The organism is Acidovorax sp. A79, from assembly GCF_041154505.1.
GTDB lineage: Bacteria > Pseudomonadota > Gammaproteobacteria > Burkholderiales > Burkholderiaceae_C > Acidovorax.
Genome location: NZ_AP028672.1, coordinates 2,314,379 through 2,330,661, shown reverse-complemented (window position 1 = coordinate 2,330,661; position 16,283 = coordinate 2,314,379). Strand labels below are relative to the sequence as shown.

The window sequence follows — 16,283 nt, the reverse complement described above, 5'->3', positions numbered from 1 at the left end:
GCCCCGGGGGGCGGATGGGGTGCGGGGCGCGGCTAGGCCGCCAGGGCGTGCGTGGGCACCACGGGCGTGATGGCCTGGGTGGCGCGCCGGTCTGCCAGTGGCATCGCGGCGCCGCGCGCCAGCTGCAGGGCATGCAGCAGCGTGGCCTGGTCGCCGATGTGGTTGGCCAGCAGCAGCACGAGGCGGGCGTTCATGGCGTGGCTCTCGGGCGTGGACAGGCCCTGGTGCGCAGCGATCAGCGCCTCGTAAAAATCGTCGCAGGCCTGCAGGTGGGGCTGGGTGTTGAGCATGATGAAGGTGTTCCTTGTCAGGGGGCCGGCGCCGTGGCGTGGGCCAGGGCGGCACGCACCGCCGCTTCGGTGGGGGTGCGCCAACGTGCGCACACATGCTGGTCGGGGCGCACGAGGTACACGGTGCGTGGCTGGGCATCGAGCCGCTGCGCGGCCAGCGCCTGGTGGTCGATCACGTCGATGCCGATCTGCAGCACCCGCACATGGGCCAGGTCCCGGGCCCAGGTGGGGGCGGGGCCAAACACCAGCAGCGTGAAGTCCGGCCCCAGCTCGCGCAGCAGCCACGTGGGGCGGCCCTGTTTTGTCAGGGGAGCGTCGAGCAGCACCGCACCGGGCACCTGCGTGCCCGCGAAGGTGTCGGCGTCTGGCGTGTTCAGCGGCGACTGGTGCAGCGTGGCCGGCACCGACAGGCGTCCGCTGTTGACGATGCGGCGCGCAAACGCATGCTCGCGCGCCAGGTGCAGCGCGGCATCGCGGAACAGGCGGCTCACCTCGCTCTTGGGCGTGATGAAGTCGGTGGCGCGCGTGGAGTTGCACAGGTTCTCGTCCGCCGCGTATTCGCGCTCGGGCCCGTAGGTGGCCAGCAGGGCAGGGCCCACCCGGCCCTTGAGCACCCAGTCCAGCTTCCAGGCCAGGTTCTCGGCATCCTGCACGCCGCTGTTGGCGCCGCGTGCGCCAAAGGGCGAGACGCCATGCGCGCTGTCGCCCGCGAAGACCACGCGGCCGTGCACGAACTGGTCCATGCGCAGGCAGGCAAAGGTGTAGACACTCGCCCAGTCCAGCTCGAACTGCGCATCCGCGCCCAGCAGCGCCTGCACGCGCGGGATGATGTTCCCGGGCTTCTTTTCTTCTTCCGGGTCGGCGTCCCAGCCCAACTGGAAGTCGATGCGCCACACGTTGTCCGGCTGGCGGTGCAGCAGCACGCTTTGGCCGGGGTGAAAGGGCGGGTCGAACCAGAACCAGCGCTCGGTCGGGAAGTCCGCATCGCCCGCCAGCTTCACGTCGGCGATCAGGAACCGGTCCTGGAAGATGCGGCCCTTGCTTTCCAGTCCCATCATCTGGCGCAGGGGCGAACGCGAGCCGTCGCAGGCGGCCACCCATTGCGCATCCACCTGGTAGGGGCCTTCGGGCGTGTCGATGCTGAGCAGGGCGCCGTCGTTGCGTGCGGCCACGGCGGTCACCTTGTTGTGCCAGCGGATGTCGATGCCGGGCAGCTGCAGCGCGCGCTCCACCAGGTAGGCCTCGGCGTAGTACTGCTGCAGGTTGATGAACGCGGGGCGCTCGTGGCCTTCTTCGGGCAGCAGGTTGAATTCGTAGAGCTGCTCGTCCTTGAGGAACACCTTGCCCACGTTCCACGACACGCCCTTGTCTACCATGCGCTGGCCCACGCCCAGGCGGTCCCAGATTTCGAGCGTGCGCTTGGCGAAGCAGATGGCGCGCGAGCCGATGGAGAGCTTGTGGTCGTTGTCCAGCACCACCACGCGCTGGCCGCGCTGGGCCAGGTCGATGGCGAGCGACAGGCCCACGGGGCCCGCGCCCACGACCACGATGGGGTGCGGCGCGGGCGCGGCGCTGTCCTGGTCGGGCGAGCGCACGTAGCCGAAATCGATGGCCTGCACGTCCGGGCCGCTCGCGTGGAACGCCTCGGCAGGAATGTCTCTGGGGTTCATTTTTTGTCTCCTCCAGCCTCAGTGGCTCAGCCTTCCAGCGCTTTCCACATGGCAACGTCTCGTTCGGCCGTCCAGATGCGCGGGTCGGGGTACTGCGTGGCCTCGTCATACGCGCGGGTCACGTCGAACGGCATGCAGTGGTTGAAGATCACCCAGTGGCCGTACTTGGGCTGCAGCTTCGCGAACGTAGCCTCATACACCTTGCGCAGGTCTTCGCCCTGGGCTGCACTGGCCTTTACGCTGTCGTACAGGTCGCTGATGAAGGCGCGCGTGCCCGCCAGACCCGCCTGCACCTGCTCGGGCGTCTGGAGCGCGGCGCCCCGGCCGGGCACCAGCTTCTCGGGCTTCAGGGCGGCTAGGTTGTCCAGGGTCTGCGGCCAGTCCTGGAAGTACGCATCGCCCGCATACGGCGTGGCGTCGAACTCCACCAGGTCTCCGGAAAAGAGGATTTTTTCCTGCGGCAGCCAGGCCACCGTGTCGCCCTTGGTGTGGCCCCGGCCCAGTTGCAGGATCTGCACTTCCACGCTGCCCAGCCACAAGGTCATCTTCTTGTTGAAGGTCATGGTCGGCCAGGTCAGGCCCTCGGGCACGCTCTCCACGTTCTGGAACAGGCGCGGAAAGCGGCCGATCTCGCTGTCCTTGTCGAACTGGCCGCGCTCCACGATCAGGTCGCGCGTGTCTTCGCTGGCGATGATGTGCTCGGCGCCGTAGGCGCTGGCACCCAGCACGCGCACGGCGTGGTAGTGGGAGAGCAGCACGTACTTGATGGGCTTGTCGGTGACTTCGCGGATGCGGCGGATCACGTCCTGCGCCATCACCGGCGTGGCTTGCGTGTCGATGACCATCACGGCGTCGTCGCCAATGATGATGCCGGTGTTGGGGTCGCCCTCGGCGGTGTAGGCATAGGCGTGGTCGGAGAGCTTGTCGAAGCTCACCTTCTTCACTTCGAGGTCGGCGGCGGAGGCAAAGGTTTTGACGGTGCTCATGGTGGAGATTTGTTAATGATGAATGCGTTTATCTAAACGGAATGTGTTGATGTTAAGCAAGAAATTCGTTCATGTCTAATGCATTTGTTTAGGTGAAAACCCGAAGAGGCTTGTCTTGCCGCCAGGCGTGGACAATCGGGCCCATGCCCATCACGACCCCCGACCTGCCCCTTGCCGATGACGAAGACACGCCCCGCAGCCCGCGCGGCATCCAGAGCGTGGAGGTGGGTGGGCAGTTGCTGAAGGTGCTGGCGCGCACCGGCCGGCGCATGGCGCTCAAGGACCTGGCCCGCGCGGCGGACATGACGGCCGCCAAGGCCCACCCCTACCTGGTGAGTTTTGGCAAGCTGGGCCTGATCGAGCAGGACGCCGTGAGCGGCCACTACGGCCTGGGCCCCTTGGCCATGCAGCTGGGCCTGATCAGCCTGCAGCAGGTGGACCCGGTGCGCCTGGCGATCGCCGAGCTGCCCGCGCTGGCCCAGCGCATCGGCTACACCGTGTCGGCCTCGGTGTGGGGCGACAGCGGCCCGACCATCATCCGCGTCGAGGAAGGCCCCACGGCCGTGTACGTGGCCATGCGCCACGGCACCACGGCCTCGGTGCGCCACACGGCCACGGGCAAGGTGTTCGCGGCCTTCGGGCCGCGCGAACGCGCCGCCGCAGCCTTGGCGGCCGAAGGGTTCGCGGGCGCGCTGGATGAACCCGCGTTCGCGGCCGAACTGGAGGCGGTGCGCACGCACCAGATCAGCGAGGTGACCGACCAGCTCCTGCCCGGCATCAGCGCGCTGGCCACGCCGGTGTTTGACGGGTTCGGGCAGCTGGTGCTGTGCCTGGCGGTGATCGGGCCCAGCGCCACGCTGCGGACGGGTCCCGCCAGCCCGGCGGCGCGGCATCTGCGCGAGGCCGCGCGGAGCCTGTCACAACGGCTGGGGGCGCCGGTGAGCTCCGCCTAGTGCGCCAGGGCGTTCAGGCGGTTGCGCGCCCCAGCGCCTGGTCGATATCCCACAGGATGTCGTCCACATCCTCGATCCCCACCGACAGCCGCACCATGTCCGCGCTCACGCCCGCGCGGGCCAGTTCTTCTTCGCTCAGCTGGCGGTGGGTGGTCGATGCGGGGTGGATCACCAGCGTCTTGGCATCGCCGATGTTGGCCAGGTGGCTCAGGAATTCGCAGGCGTCGATGAACTTCTCGCCCGCCGCCGCGCCGCCCTTCACACCAAAGGTCAGGATGCCCGAGGCGCCGGGCGTTCCGTCCACGGCGCGGAACTGCTTTTGTGCCAAGTCGAAATACGGCGAATCTGCCAAACCGGGGTAGTTGACCCACGCCACCTGCGGGTGGCTTTGCAGAAACTTCGCCACGGCCAGCGCGTTGCGGCAGTGCTCGCGCATGCGCAGGTGCAGCGTCTCGGCGCCCTGCAGCAGCTGCCACGCGTTCATGGGCGAGAGCACGCCGCCGAAGGTGCGGTTGACCTCCATGCGCGCCTTCATGGTGTAGCCGAAGTCGCCAAAGGTCTCGTAGAACTTCACGCCGTGGTAGGCGCGGCTGGGCTCCACCATCTCGGGGAAGTTGCCGTTGTCCCACGGGAACTTGCCGCCCTCGACCACCACGCCGCCCATGGTGGTGCCGTGACCGCCGATGTACTTGGTGGCGCTGTGCACCACGATGTCAGCGCCGAGCGCCAGTGGGTTGCACAGGTAGGGGCTGGCCACAGTGTTGTCGATGATGAGCGGCACGCCGTGCGCATGCGCCACCTCGGCCACGGCCGCGATGTCGAGCACGTTGACCAGCGGGTTGCCGATGGTCTCGCCGTACACGGCGCGGGTGTGGGGGCGCATGGCGCGGGCAAAGTTCTCGGGGTCGGCCGGGTCCACGAACGTGGTCTCGATGCCGAGGCGGCCAAAGCCCACGCCGAGCTGGCCCACCGTGCCGCCATAGAGCGTGCTGGCCGCCACGATGTGGTCGCCGGTCTTCAGGATGGCCAGCAGCGCCGCCATCTGCGCGGCCATGCCGCTGGCGCAGGCCAGCGCCGCGCGGCCGTTCTCCAGGCTGGCGATGCGCTCCTCGAACACGGCCACCGTAGGGTTGCTGATGCGGCTGTAGACGTTGCCGAAGGTCTGCAGGTTGAACAGGCTGCTCGCGTGTTCGGCGTTGTCGAACACGAAGCTGGTCGTCTGGTGGATCGGCGTGGCGCGTGCGCCGGTCACGGGGTCGGGCTGGGCGCCGGCGTGGATGGCGCGGGTGCCGAAGCCGAAGTCGCGGTCGGCGCCGGAGGGGTGGTCTGATGAGGACATGGTCTTGAATGAAATTGGCCGACAGCGCTTTATGGGCAAGCGCTGACTGCTATGAATTTGCTAGTAAGGCAGTTGCCGCAGGCGCTTGGCGCTGATGACGCGCGTGTTCACGCCCATCCAGCCCAGGCCGCCAAACAGCCGCGCGTGCTCGATCTTCACGCAGCGGTTTTCGACCACCTGCAGCCCGGCGGCCTCTGCCTGCAGGCGGGCGGCCTCGTTGAACACGCCCAGCTGCAGCCACAGGCAGCGCGCACCGATGGCGATCGCCTCCTCGGCCAGCGGGGGGATGTCCTCGCTCTTGCGAAAGCAGTCCACCATGTCGATGCGTTCGCCCCGGGCCGCGAGCGCCCGGGCGGCATCGGCCACGCTGGCGTAGGCCGTCTCCCCCAGAATCTGCCCGCCCTCGCGCGCGACGAGCGGATTCACCGGCACGATGCGGTAGCCATGCGCCTGCATGTACTTGGCCGCGAAATAGCTGGGCCTGTGCCATTGGGGCGACAGTCCCACCACCGCAAGGGTGCGGCAGTGCGTCAGAATATCGCGCAGGGTGCTGATGGTGTCGGGCGTGCGTGTCATACATGGCAGTGTATGGGGACGGACTGCTGCGGCGCCAGAGCACCGTTGTCCATCCACACTGTGGCCCCGCCCCAGATTCCGAGGAGATCCCGTGCAGAACCCCCCACGCGCTCGCCGCGCCACTGGCCTTGTGGCCGCCGCCGTTGTCCTGTCCACCGTTGCCCTGAGCGCCTGCACGCCGCCCCGCGCGCCCGATGTCCCCAAGGTCCAGCGTGTCACGACCTACGCCTGTGACCGTGGCCCCATGCTGGTGGTGCACTGGCCCGCCCAGCCCGATGGCCCGGCGCTGCTGGAGATCAACGGCCGCACCGTGCCGCTGCAGCCTGAGCGTGTGGTCACCGGCTTTGGGTACGGCGACGGTGGCACCTACATCCGTGGCCAGGGCAACACGATGTTCTTCCAGGCGCCCCGTGTGCTGCGCGTGAACTGCGTGGCGCGCTGAGCCGAGCCCGCCACACTCGTAAAAACTGGCGCGCTCCCCACACCAGTGCCACCGTGGAACTGGCTCCGCCAGGCCACCGGTGGCGTCCCCCGCCGGGGAAGGCGCGCAGCGCCTCAGGGGGGCTTCCTACTTGTACTTGATGCTGCAGCCATACGGCGCGGTCGTCGCGGCCGTGATGGGCTTGCCCGCCAGCGCCTCGGCCAGCCCCACCTTCACATAGTTGGTGGCCTTCTCGATGTCGGCCGGGCGGGCCGAGGGGATGCTGTCGATGCCGCCCGCATAGACCAGCACGCCCTGCGGGTTGACGATGTACAGGTGCGGCGTGGTGCGCGCGCCATAGCTTTTGCCCACGGTGCCTTCCTCGTCCATGAGCACGGCGGTGGGCACGGCCTTGCGTTCGGCGAGCCAGGCCGTGAGTTTGGCGGGCTCCAGGTAGTCGCTGCTGGCCTTCTCGGTGGAATTGACCGCCAGCCACACCACGTTCTGGCCGGTGGCGTGCTTCTGCGTGGCGGGCATGTTGCCGCTGTCGTAGTGCTTGCGCACGAAGGGGCAGCCGGGATTGGTCCACTCCAGCACCACATGTTTGCCCCTGAAGTCCGACAGGCGCACCGTCTTGCCGGCGGCGTCCTTGAGCGTGAAGTCCGGGGCGGGCTGGCCCACGGTCGCGGCGGCCTGGGCACCCAGCGCCACCAGCGCGGCGGTGGCAATCAACGTACGGCGAAGCATCTTCATGGCGGACTCTCCTGAAGGGTTGGCTGTCGATGGAAAAGAAACGGGGTGAAAACCTCTACAACTGGGCAATGGTGGAGCGCACCTCGTCCACGCTGAGCACCTCGGTCAGCACCACGGGCGGCTTGCCGGGCCGGTAGAACACATACACGGGCACGCCGCTGCGGCCCAGCGCCGCCAGCGCGGCGGTGATGTCGGGGTCGCGGCGCGTCCAGTCCGCGCGCAGCAGGGCCACGTTCCTGGCCTGCAGGTCGGCGATCACGTCGGCGTCGGCCAGCGTGGTCTTCTTGTTGTATTGGCAGGTCACGCACCATGCGGCGGTGAAGTCCACGAACACGGGGCGGCCCGTGGCCACGATCTGCTCGGCCGCGCCGGGTGCCCAGGGCTGCCAGCCGTTGGCGGAAACCTGCGGGGCGGCCTGCGTGGCGGGCATGGTGGTGATATGCGGCGCAAAGGCCCAGACCAGCATGGCCATCGCCGCGATGGACACACTGGCCATCCACACGCGCGCGCGGCCCGCCAGCGACAGCGCCCACACCACCAGCGACAGCCCCACCAGCAGGATCAGCAGCGCACCGGCGCCGTCGATGCCGCTTTGCTGGCCCAGCACCCACACCAGCCAGACCACGGTGGCCAGCATGGGGAAGGCCATGAGCTTGCGGAAGGTGTCCATCCACGCGCCGGGGCGCGGCAGCGCGCGGGCCACGGCGGGGATAAAACTGGCGGCCAGAAACGGCAGCGCCAGGCCCAGGCCCAGCGCCGCGAACACGGCCAGCGCCTGTGGCGCGGGCAGCGTGGCAGTGAGGCCCAGCGATGCGCCCATGAATGGTGCGGTGCAGGGTGATGCCACGGCAACAGCCAGTACGCCGGTGAGGAAACTGTCGGCCACCGGGTGGCGCGCCTGCAGGCTGGCCACCGAGGAGGGCAGGAAGTGCCCGAACTCGAACACGCCTGCCAGGTTGAGCGCGATCAGCGTGAACAGCGCCGCCAGCGAGGCCACCACGGCCGGCGACTGCAGCTGAAAGCCCCACCCAACGGCCTCGCCCGCCGCGCGCAGGCCCAGCATGAGCGCGCCCAGCGCGATGAACGACAGCACCACGCCGGCGGTGTAGGCCATGCCACTCAGCCGGTGCGCCCTGCGGTCCTGCGCATGCCGGGTGAAGCCCACCACCTTGATCGCCAGCACCGGGAACACACAGGGCATGAGGTTGAGGATGAGGCCGCCGAGCAATGCGCCCAGCAGCGCGGCGGCAAGGGTGAGGGACGAAGCGCCCGAGCCCGCAGCCGATGTTGCCGCTCCCCCCGCTTGCGCTGCATTGGCCTTGAGCGCGGCCTCCAAGGCAGGCGACACGCTGGCCACCGAGGCAGCAGGAGGCCAGGTGCCCAGCACCTTCAGCTCGGCCCGGTAGCCGGTGCGGGTGTCGGGGCCGGTGGCGTGCGCGGCCACCTGCTCGGCCAGCACCACGGGCATCAGCGTGGGGCTGTTGCTGCGCTGGGCAGACAGGGGAATCTGCGCGGTCCAGACGGTGCCGTTCCAGGCCTGCTTCCAACTGGCGGCGTTGTCGATGACCTCGGCGGTTTCGGGGAACAGGTCCAGCGTCTTGCCCCGCAGCGCCACGGGCAGGCCCTGCACGCTGACCTGCAGCGCATTGCCGTCGGAAATCTGCGCCTGGCTGTCCGGCACGATGCCGCCGGTGCCCGCCAGCACGGGCCGGGGCTGCGCCTGGGCGGCCGCCTCGAACGCGGCGCCGTTCAGGGCCGTGGTGCTGCGCAGGGGCAGCTGCAGCGTGAATTCGCCCTCTTCGGGGATGCACTCCTTGCGGCAGACCAGCCAGGAGGCGCGCAGCTTGATCGTGGCGTCCCTGGCGAGCGGCCCGGCGGCAAAGCTGCCGGCCACCGTGACGGGCACGGGCAGCAGCACCGTGCCTTCATAGCCGTAGTTGGCCAGGGTGCCGATGGGGATCTTGCGGGGCAGGGGCCAGGCGATCTCGCCCGCGTCCAGGCCGGCGGGCAGCGTCCAGGCCAGGTCGGTGGGCAGGCCGGAGTCGCCGGGGTTCTTCCAGTAGGTATGCCACTCGGGCTGGTGGGTGATCGAGAGGCCCAGCCACAGCGGCTGGCCGGGCGCCACGCCCTGGGGGGCATGGGCCATCAGCTCGGCCCGCACATACGGCGTGGTGACCACGCTCGTGCCCTGGCCGCTGGTTTTGGAGCTGAATTGGGCGCTGGCGCTTGTCCATAAAGCGCTGGCAGCTATGAAAAGCAGAGTGACCGCAAGGCGGTGGAGCAGGCGTTGGGGCATGGTTGCAGTGTGGGAGCAGGCGCGGCGCCGTTGGTTCCGGCGCCCGGCCGTCCATTCAGTGAATCCGCCATTGTGCGCGGGACCGCCCTCCCTCTGGAACGGGGCGCGCCCCGCGGGCCCCCTGGGGAAACGGGCGCAGCAGCTCCGGCAGGAGGCGCCGGGGACCGCCCCGAAGAGCCGCCGCGTCTCGTGGCGGCACGGGGGCTACTGGGTGTTCAGGCTCAGTTCCGCACGCGGTGTCCACTTGTCGGGCTGGCTGCCCGACTTGGGCGCGGCCACGAACAGCCGTTCGGCGGGCAGCTTCTGCGCCACCAGATAGGCCCGGATCGCCTGGCCGCGTTCCTGCGCGAGTTCGGCGGCCATCGCGTCGGTGGCGCTCTGGCTGGTGATCAGCAGGGTTTCCATCTCGGGCACCGTGAGGTCCTTGGCCAGGCCCACCAGGTTGCGCGGCTTGGGGATGTCGGCGCGGCGGTACACCTCCTTGAGCAGGGCGGGGTACTCGGCCGCCGACACGGGCGCTGCCGTGTCGCCCCCGCCCGCACGGCGCTTTTCGGCGGCCACCAGCTGCTGCAGGCGTTCGCGCTGCAGGCCTTCGCGCTCGTCCTTGAGGCTCGCCATGCCGGTCACGGTGATCTTGAGGGCCGGCCGGTCGGTCAGCGCCTTCACCACCTTGTCCAGATTCTGTTTCGCCTCGGCCGTGAGCGCGGCGCTGCCCGGCGCGAAGGCCACGTGGCTCAGCTCGTTGCCGCCGCCAAAGGCGCTGGCCAGCAGGCTGAAGGGGGCGGTGAGGGCCTTGCCGATGAGGTTGACGATGATCCGGCCGATCACCGGGCCCAGGCGGAACTGCGGGTCGTTCAGCGAGCCGCTGATGGGCAGGTCCAGGTCGATCACGCCGTCGCGGTCGGCCAGCAGCGCCACCGCCAGCTTCACCGGCAGGCTGTTGGGCGCACCCTCCACCGGCTCGCCAAAGGTCAGCTGGTTGAGCACCAGCCGGTTGCTGGCCGTGAGCTGGCCGCTCGGCAGCACCTTGTAGTTCACATCCATGCTGAGCTTGCCGCGCTCGATGCCGTGTCCGGCGTACTTCACCGCATACGGCGTGAGCGGCGGCAGCTCCAGGTCGCGCACCTTGCCCACGATGTCGAGCGCCAGGGGCTTGGCCAGCGGGTTGAGCTTGCCGGTGACTTCCAGCGACGCCGAGCCCTCGGCACGGCCGCGCAGCTCCAGGTCGGCCAGCATGGGTTCGCCGCCCGGGGCCTCGGAAGAGAACGCGCTGAGCCGGCCGGTCAGCTCCGAGAGGTCGGCCGAGTAGTTGGGCCGGATGAAGAAGTCCGAGAACGCCACCCGGCCATTGACCAGGCTCACCGGCCCGAACTGCACCACCGGGGCCAGCGGGTCGGCCTGGGCCACCGCGGCGCTGGCGGGGGCCGCGGCGGAGGCTGAGGCCGCGGGGCCGCTCGCTGCGGCGCTGGCGGCGTTCGCGGCCTGCGCCTCGGCGGGGGTCTTGGCGATGTCGCTCAGGTTGATGCGGCCGGCCTCGTTCACGGTGATGCGCGCGAAGAAGTCCACCAGGCTGGTCTCCTTGACCTCCACGCGCGGCGCCGTGCCCGGCGCCGTGGCCACGGACAGGCCGCGCAGGCTCAGGCTTTTCCAGGCCAGCAGTTCCTCGCCCACCTGCGCCTCGGTCTTGGGCGTGGAGGCGGCCGTGCTGTTGGCCTTGAGTTCGTCGACGGCGGCGTCGCCCGCCAGGCGCAGGCTGGTGCCCTTGTCGTTCTGCGCCAGCGCGACCTGGCCCCGGAAACCCACGTCCGCGCGCAGCAGCTCCACCGACAGCTGGCTGGCCAGGTAGCCGTCCAGCGCATGCAGCGGCAGCCGCGCGATGTCGAGCTTGCCCTGCGCGGCCAGGGGCTGCAGGGCCAGGGTGCCCTGGTAGTCGATCCGGCCTGCCTCGGGCTTGCCCGCGCCCCTGGCGCCACCCTTGCCGGGCGCGGCCACGCGCGCCGAGAGCTGGAAGGCCTCGGGCCTGGCGCCGTCGCTGGCAAGGTTCCTGGCGCTCAGGTTCAGGGCGGAAACTTCCAGGGCCACGGGCCGTGCCTGGGCGTTGTCGGCGAAGGAGACCACGCCCCCCTGCACGGCGAAATCGGCCACGCGCAGCTTCCAGGGGGCGGCCGCGGCGGTGCCCGGGGGCGGGCTGGCGGGGGCGGGCGACGGGCTGGCGCCCTTGGCCCAGCGCTCGAACATCCAGCGCCCGTCCGCGCCCCGGTCCACCGTGGCCTGCGGCTGGCTGAGGGTCAGCTTCTCCAGCGTGACCGTGCGGGCATCCAGCGGCACCTGGGCGCCCTGCACCTCCAGCCTGCCCAGGCTGGCCAGCGTGGTCTTGCCCTGCTTCACCGACAGTTGCTCCAGGGCCAGGGGGCCGGCCGTCAGGGTGACGCCGGTGGCGCCGGCCTGCGCGGCCTTGGGGCTGGGCGCCTCCCACAGCACGGCCACGTCGCCCGTCAGCTGTCCGGACACCTGCGGCTCCAGCGCCTGCGCCAGATAGGGGGCCGCCAGCTGCAGGGCCAGCGCGTTGACCGAGACAGTGGTCTGCGCCCGCCGGTCGGTGGCTTCGCCCACGAAGGCCAGGGCGCTGCCTTGCACGTTGAGGCCCCCCTTGAAGGTGAAGGGCTTCGACGATTCAGTGAAGGGCAGGGCGATGCCGGCGGCGTCCAGCGTGAAGTCGGTGGCCTGCAGCGCGGCGGCAGGGCGCGTGCCCTGGTCGGCCCAGCGCACGGTGCCGCCCCGCACCGCGGCGCTGGCGACGGACACCTCCCACGGCGCGGGCGCGCGGGGGGCTGCGGCCCTGGCGCGCGCGGGGCCCGGTGCAGCGCCGCTGGCGGGTGTTGGGGGCGCTGCCTCGGAGCTGGCGGGCCCGCGCGCGGCGCTGGCCGGCGCGGCCTGTGCGACCTGCGCGGGGGCCGACGGCGCCTGGGCCAGCTGGGCCCAGTTGATGTCGCCCGACGCGTTGCGCGTGGCGGTCACCACGGGCGCGGTCAGCTCCACGTGGCTCAGGCGCACGATCTGTTCCAGCGGCCGCACATCGGCCATGTCGATCTTCAGCCCGTCGTAGGCCAGCAGGTCCTGGCCGCCCCGGTCGGTCATGCGCACATCGCGTGCCTGGACGGTCCCGCTGAGCTTCACGGCCATGCGGGGCGCCTGCTCGAACGCCACTTTCACATCCACATCCAGCGTGGCGCCCTGCACCTTGACCGGCAGGCTCGCGGGTAGGTACCCCAGATAGGGCGCGAGATTCAGTCCCTGCCAGCGGATGTTCGCGTCGGCATGGGTGGTCTGGGCGAAGGGGGTGCCCTGGGCGGAGGAGTCGAAGCGGCTGCCGCCCAGCACGAACGCCAGGTGGGGCTCGACCTTCACGTCGCGCTGGCTGGAAAGGGTGCTCACGAACGGCACCTGCAGCGCCAGCTCGCGCACCTCGTGGGTCTTGCCCACGCTGCTGTCGGTGAAGTCGATGCTGCCGCCGGTCAGCGCCAGGTTGTAGAGCGCCAGGCGCGCCGGCCCCGTGTCGGGCTCGTTCGTGGGCGCGGTGACCTTGGCGATGATGTCGTCCACGTCGTAATGGCCATCGCCGCGGTGCGTGAGGCGCAGCACGGGGTTTTCCACGGTGAAGGCATCCACCACGGGCGCCAGGCGCAGCAGCGACTGCAGTTCGCCGTCGGCGTAGATGCGGCCGATGGTGAGCTGGGGTGGCGCGCCCTCGTCGGCGCCGGCCACCGCCACGTCGCGCAGGGCCAGCTCCAGCGTCCAGGGCTTGAAATCGATCGCGCCCACCGTCACGGCACGGCCCAGCTGCGCGGTGGCCGCGCGCTCCAGCGGGCCCTTGAGCAGCGGCGGCACGGCCAGCCAGGTCAACAGCCACAGCCCGGCCAGGGCCAGGGCGGCGCGCACGATGGGGCGGAACCAGCGGTGCTGGCGGACGGAGGCAGGGGTGATGGAGCGCAGGGAAAACGGCATGGCGGCAGGCAGAAGTGAGCGCCGCCGTCCCAGGAGGCCTGGTGCAAGACCGCGTGCGCGGGCCGCTATTGTCCCTGTTGTACGTCAGGCCGCGTAAACCAATGCAACGGGGGTACCGCCCTGGCTCAAGATTGTTGACATTTGAGGGGGTGGCCAGGGCGTGGGCTCACTGGGCAAAGCCCGGTGCCACCCTGCGGGTGGTGGCCAAGTGCCACGTCTTTTGGTGCGCACTCATTTGCGCTGCGCACCCATGAGTGCTCCCCAAGGAAAAGCGCTCTTCGCTGCGCTCACTGGGCAAAGCCCAGCACCACCCTGCGGGTGGTGGCGCTTTTCTTTTCAATCTTCGTCACCACGATGGCGCCGATCTCGGACGTGTTGGCCACATGGGTGCCGCCACAGGGCTGCAGGTCGATCAGCGGTGCACCGCTGTCACCCCCGATGCGGATGGTGCGGATGCGCCCCGTGCCGCGCGGGGGCTGCACGCTCATGCTTTTGACCAGGGCGGGGTTGGCGTCCAGTTCTTCGTCGCTGATCGAGGCCACCGTGAGCGGGTGCGCGGCGGCCACCAGGGCGGCGATGGCGGCGGTGAGGGCTTCCTTGTCGAGCGGGTCAGTCATCGCAAAGTCCAGCCGCGCGTAGTCGGGGGTGATGGAGCAGCCGTTGACCAGTTGCGGCACCACATGGCACAGCAGGTGCGAGGTGGTGTGCAGGCGCATCATGCGGTGGCGGCGTTCCCAGTCGATGCGGGCGGTCACGGCGGTGCCTGCCGCGAGCTGGGCCACGCGGTCTTCCTGCCCCGGGGCGGGGACATGCACGATGTCGCTGGTGGCATGGCCTTCGGCGTCCTTGCCCTTGCGGGTGTCGGCGATGGCGATGCCGCTGCCGTCGGCGAGCAAGAGCACGCCGCTGTCGCCGGCCTGGCCCCCGCCCAGCGGATAGAACACCGTGCGGTCCAGCACGATGGCGTCGGTGTCGGTGATGGCGGTGACGTGCGCATCGCATTCGCGCAGGTACGCGTCTTGTCGGAAGATGTCTTGGGTCATCCGGTGATGGTAGCGGCATGGGCGGCGCCCCGTGGCTGCAGGGATACCACGGGCGCGGGCCGCCGGCTGCCATGGGCTGGGCAAGGCGGCGCCGAAGTGACGCGGCCCCGGACAGGCCCTAACATCGCGGCATGACCGCTGCCGCCGCGACCTCCTCCGCCCGCCCCGCCTTGCCCTCCCGCTTCTGGGCCGATCTGTCCACCCGCGACTTTGCCGCGCTGCAGGGCACGGGCCAGGCCGGCCAGGTGGTGGCCGTGCTGCCCGTGGCCGCCGTCGAGCAGCATGGCCCGCACCTGCCGCTGTCGGTGGATGCCACCCTGCTGCAGGGCGTGATCGACGCGGCGCTGCCGCAGCTGCCCGCCGACCTGCCCGTGCTCTTCCTGCCGCCGCAGAACGTGGGCCTGAGCCCGGAGCACATCCGCTTTCCGGGCACGCTCACGCTGTCTCCAGCCACGGTGATCGCGCTGTGGACCGAGATCGGCGAATGTGTGGCCCGTGCGGGCATCAAGAAGCTGCTGCTGTTCAACGGCCACGGCGGCCAGGTGAGCGTGATGGACATCGTGGCGCGCGAACTGCGCAAGCGCTGCGACCTCATCGTCTACAGCGCCAGCTGGTTCAGCCTGCCGCTGCCCGATGCGGTGGCGGGCCAGTTCAGCGGCGAGGAGCACCGCTTTGGCATCCACGCGGGCGAGATCGAGACCTCGATGATGCTGCACCTGGCGCCTGGCGCGGTGCACATGGAGCACGCGCGGGATTTCCGCTCCACGTCGCAGGACCGGGCGGAGCGTTACGCCATTCTGGGCAACGGCAAGAGCGCCAAGCTGGGCTGGCAGATGCAGGACTACCACCCCGCGGGTGCCGTGGGCAATGCCGCTGGCGCCACGGCGGGCAAGGGGCGCGCGGTGGTGGAGGCCGCGGCGGGCCAACTGGTGGCGTTGCTGCAGGAGCTTGCGGACCTGGCGCCGCAGACGGTGCGCCCCGATACGGAATGGGAATAGGCCCGGATGTGCTGGCCGAGCCCGTCGTGGCCCGGCGGCGCCATGCCTCGCCGGGCTTTGCCACGGCTGCGCCCGTGAGCTCGAACCCCGTGCCCTGAACCCGGTTCCGGGCGCGCTGGATGGTCAGGCAGGGGAACAGGCGGGCCCGCTGGCGGCTATGCGTGCGTGATCCAGTCCAGGTGCGGCCCCTCGTTCAGGTGCGGCAGGGTGTTGAAGGTCTGCATCATCAGCCGCTTGGGCGCGATGGAGAACTCCGTCACCGCGCTGTTGCGCAGGCGCATGTTCAGGGCGATCGTCACCTCGGGCGCCGTGCCCAGCACCTCGCCCACGGCGGTCGAGATGGGGCCGCCGCTGCTCACCAGCAGCACGTTGTGGCCCACGTGGTGATGGCGCACATGGTCCAGTGCCGCGCGCACGCCGGCGGAGAATTCGTTCCAGCTGGGCATGCCCTGCGGGCTGATGACGCCGGCCATCCACTGCGCGAGCGCGTCGCACAGGATGCGAAAGTGCGCGCGGTAGCGCTCTGGCGTGTCGGCCGGGCCCAGGGGCTGGGGGTGGATGGCGGCGATCAGCGCATGGCTGTCGTACTCGTTGAGCCCCGGCAGCCGCAGTACCTCGGGCGCGGTCCGCAGGCCCTCGGCGATGCCTTCCAGCGTTTGTGTGTGGCGGCGCAGCGTGCCGGTGATCACGGCGTCGAACGCCAGGCCGCGCGCGCGCCAGTATTCGCCCAGGCGCACGGCCTGCTCACGGCCCCGCGCGCTCAGCTGGTCGTAGTCATCCGCGCCAAACGAGGCCTGGCCGTGGCGCACGAGGTAGAGGGTTCCCATGCGGCGGATTGTGATGAACGCAGCGCCTTGCGCTTGTCGCTAGTGCGACGGGTGCTATCAATTCGGGAGTCGCGGATGCTGCGGTGCAGCAGCCTATCGATGAATCCGTGTATCCGTCAACGACCT

Annotated in this window: 13 protein-coding genes; 3 read left to right on the top strand and 10 right to left on the bottom strand. The window is 70.1% G+C overall.

The genetic code is table 11. From position 1 onward, the window contains the following. Positions 1–32 precede the first annotated feature (32 nt). From ACAM51_RS10620 to ACAM51_RS10610, 3 genes are read right to left on the bottom strand one after another with little or no spacing between them, the layout of a single operon-like run. Positions 33–293 carry a DUF2783 domain-containing protein gene (locus ACAM51_RS10620; RefSeq protein ID WP_218297010.1) on the bottom strand — a complete coding sequence of 87 codons (261 nt, stop codon included), beginning with the start codon at positions 291–293 and terminating at the stop codon, positions 33–35. 14 nt (positions 294–307) lie between these two features. After that, a complete protein-coding gene (locus ACAM51_RS10615) occupies positions 308–1,960 on the bottom strand; it encodes an FAD-dependent oxidoreductase (protein WP_369643520.1) in 1,653 nt (550 codons plus the stop codon). A gap of 26 nt (positions 1,961–1,986) precedes the next feature. After that, a complete protein-coding gene (locus tag ACAM51_RS10610; protein WP_369643519.1) occupies positions 1,987–2,946 on the bottom strand; it encodes an MBL fold metallo-hydrolase in 960 nt (319 codons plus the stop codon). A gap of 143 nt (positions 2,947–3,089) precedes the next feature. Here ACAM51_RS10610 and ACAM51_RS10605 point away from each other — a divergent pair, with 143 nt between their 5' ends. Then, positions 3,090–3,899, top strand: coding sequence for an IclR family transcriptional regulator (locus ACAM51_RS10605; protein WP_369643518.1), 810 nt, complete (start codon positions 3,090–3,092; stop codon positions 3,897–3,899). Positions 3,900–3,912: 13 nt separating this feature from the next. On the opposite strand, the gene ACAM51_RS10600 is transcribed toward ACAM51_RS10605, so the two are convergent. Together ACAM51_RS10600 and ACAM51_RS10595 are read right to left on the bottom strand one after the other, a co-directional pair. Then, the gene (locus ACAM51_RS10600; RefSeq protein ID WP_369643517.1) at positions 3,913–5,238 is read right to left on the bottom strand and encodes an O-acetylhomoserine aminocarboxypropyltransferase/cysteine synthase family protein; all 1,326 of its coding nucleotides are present in this window, start codon (positions 5,236–5,238) and stop codon (positions 3,913–3,915) included. Positions 5,239–5,298: 60 nt separating this feature from the next. Next, entirely contained in the window at positions 5,299–5,814 is a 516-nt protein-coding gene (locus ACAM51_RS10595; protein ID WP_218341301.1) for a CoA-binding protein, read from the bottom strand. Positions 5,815–5,905: 91 nt separating this feature from the next. Between ACAM51_RS10595 and ACAM51_RS10590 the strand changes: the two genes are divergently transcribed. After that, complete coding sequence (locus ACAM51_RS10590; protein ID WP_218296924.1) at positions 5,906–6,256, top strand: hypothetical protein; 351 nt, start codon at positions 5,906–5,908, stop codon at positions 6,254–6,256. Between the two features lie 126 nt (positions 6,257–6,382). Here ACAM51_RS10590 and ACAM51_RS10585 read toward each other — a convergent pair whose 3' ends face one another. The 4 genes from ACAM51_RS10585 to ACAM51_RS10570 form a co-directional block, all read right to left on the bottom strand. Continuing rightward, complete coding sequence (locus ACAM51_RS10585; protein WP_218296925.1) at positions 6,383–6,988, bottom strand: thioredoxin family protein; 606 nt, start codon at positions 6,986–6,988, stop codon at positions 6,383–6,385. Positions 6,989–7,043: 55 nt separating this feature from the next. Next, on the bottom strand, positions 7,044–9,284 hold the full coding sequence (locus ACAM51_RS10580; protein ID WP_369643516.1) for a protein-disulfide reductase DsbD family protein: 2,241 nt from the start codon (positions 9,282–9,284) through the stop codon (positions 7,044–7,046). Positions 9,285–9,488: 204 nt separating this feature from the next. Beyond that, positions 9,489–13,289: a DUF748 domain-containing protein gene (locus ACAM51_RS10575; protein WP_369643515.1), complete on the bottom strand. Its 3,801-nt coding sequence runs from the start codon at positions 13,287–13,289 to the stop codon at positions 9,489–9,491. A gap of 287 nt (positions 13,290–13,576) precedes the next feature. After that, positions 13,577–14,332: an alanyl-tRNA editing protein gene (locus ACAM51_RS10570; protein ID WP_369643514.1), complete on the bottom strand. Its 756-nt coding sequence runs from the start codon at positions 14,330–14,332 to the stop codon at positions 13,577–13,579. Positions 14,333–14,463: 131 nt separating this feature from the next. Between ACAM51_RS10570 and ACAM51_RS10565 the strand changes: the two genes are divergently transcribed. Further along, a complete protein-coding gene (locus tag ACAM51_RS10565; protein WP_369643513.1) occupies positions 14,464–15,330 on the top strand; it encodes a creatininase family protein in 867 nt (288 codons plus the stop codon). A gap of 155 nt (positions 15,331–15,485) precedes the next feature. Here the strand turns inward: ACAM51_RS10565 and ACAM51_RS10560 are convergent, their stop codons facing one another. Beyond that, a complete protein-coding gene (locus ACAM51_RS10560; protein ID WP_218296930.1) occupies positions 15,486–16,157 on the bottom strand; it encodes a histidine phosphatase family protein in 672 nt (223 codons plus the stop codon). Positions 16,158–16,283: the final 126 nt, after the last annotated feature.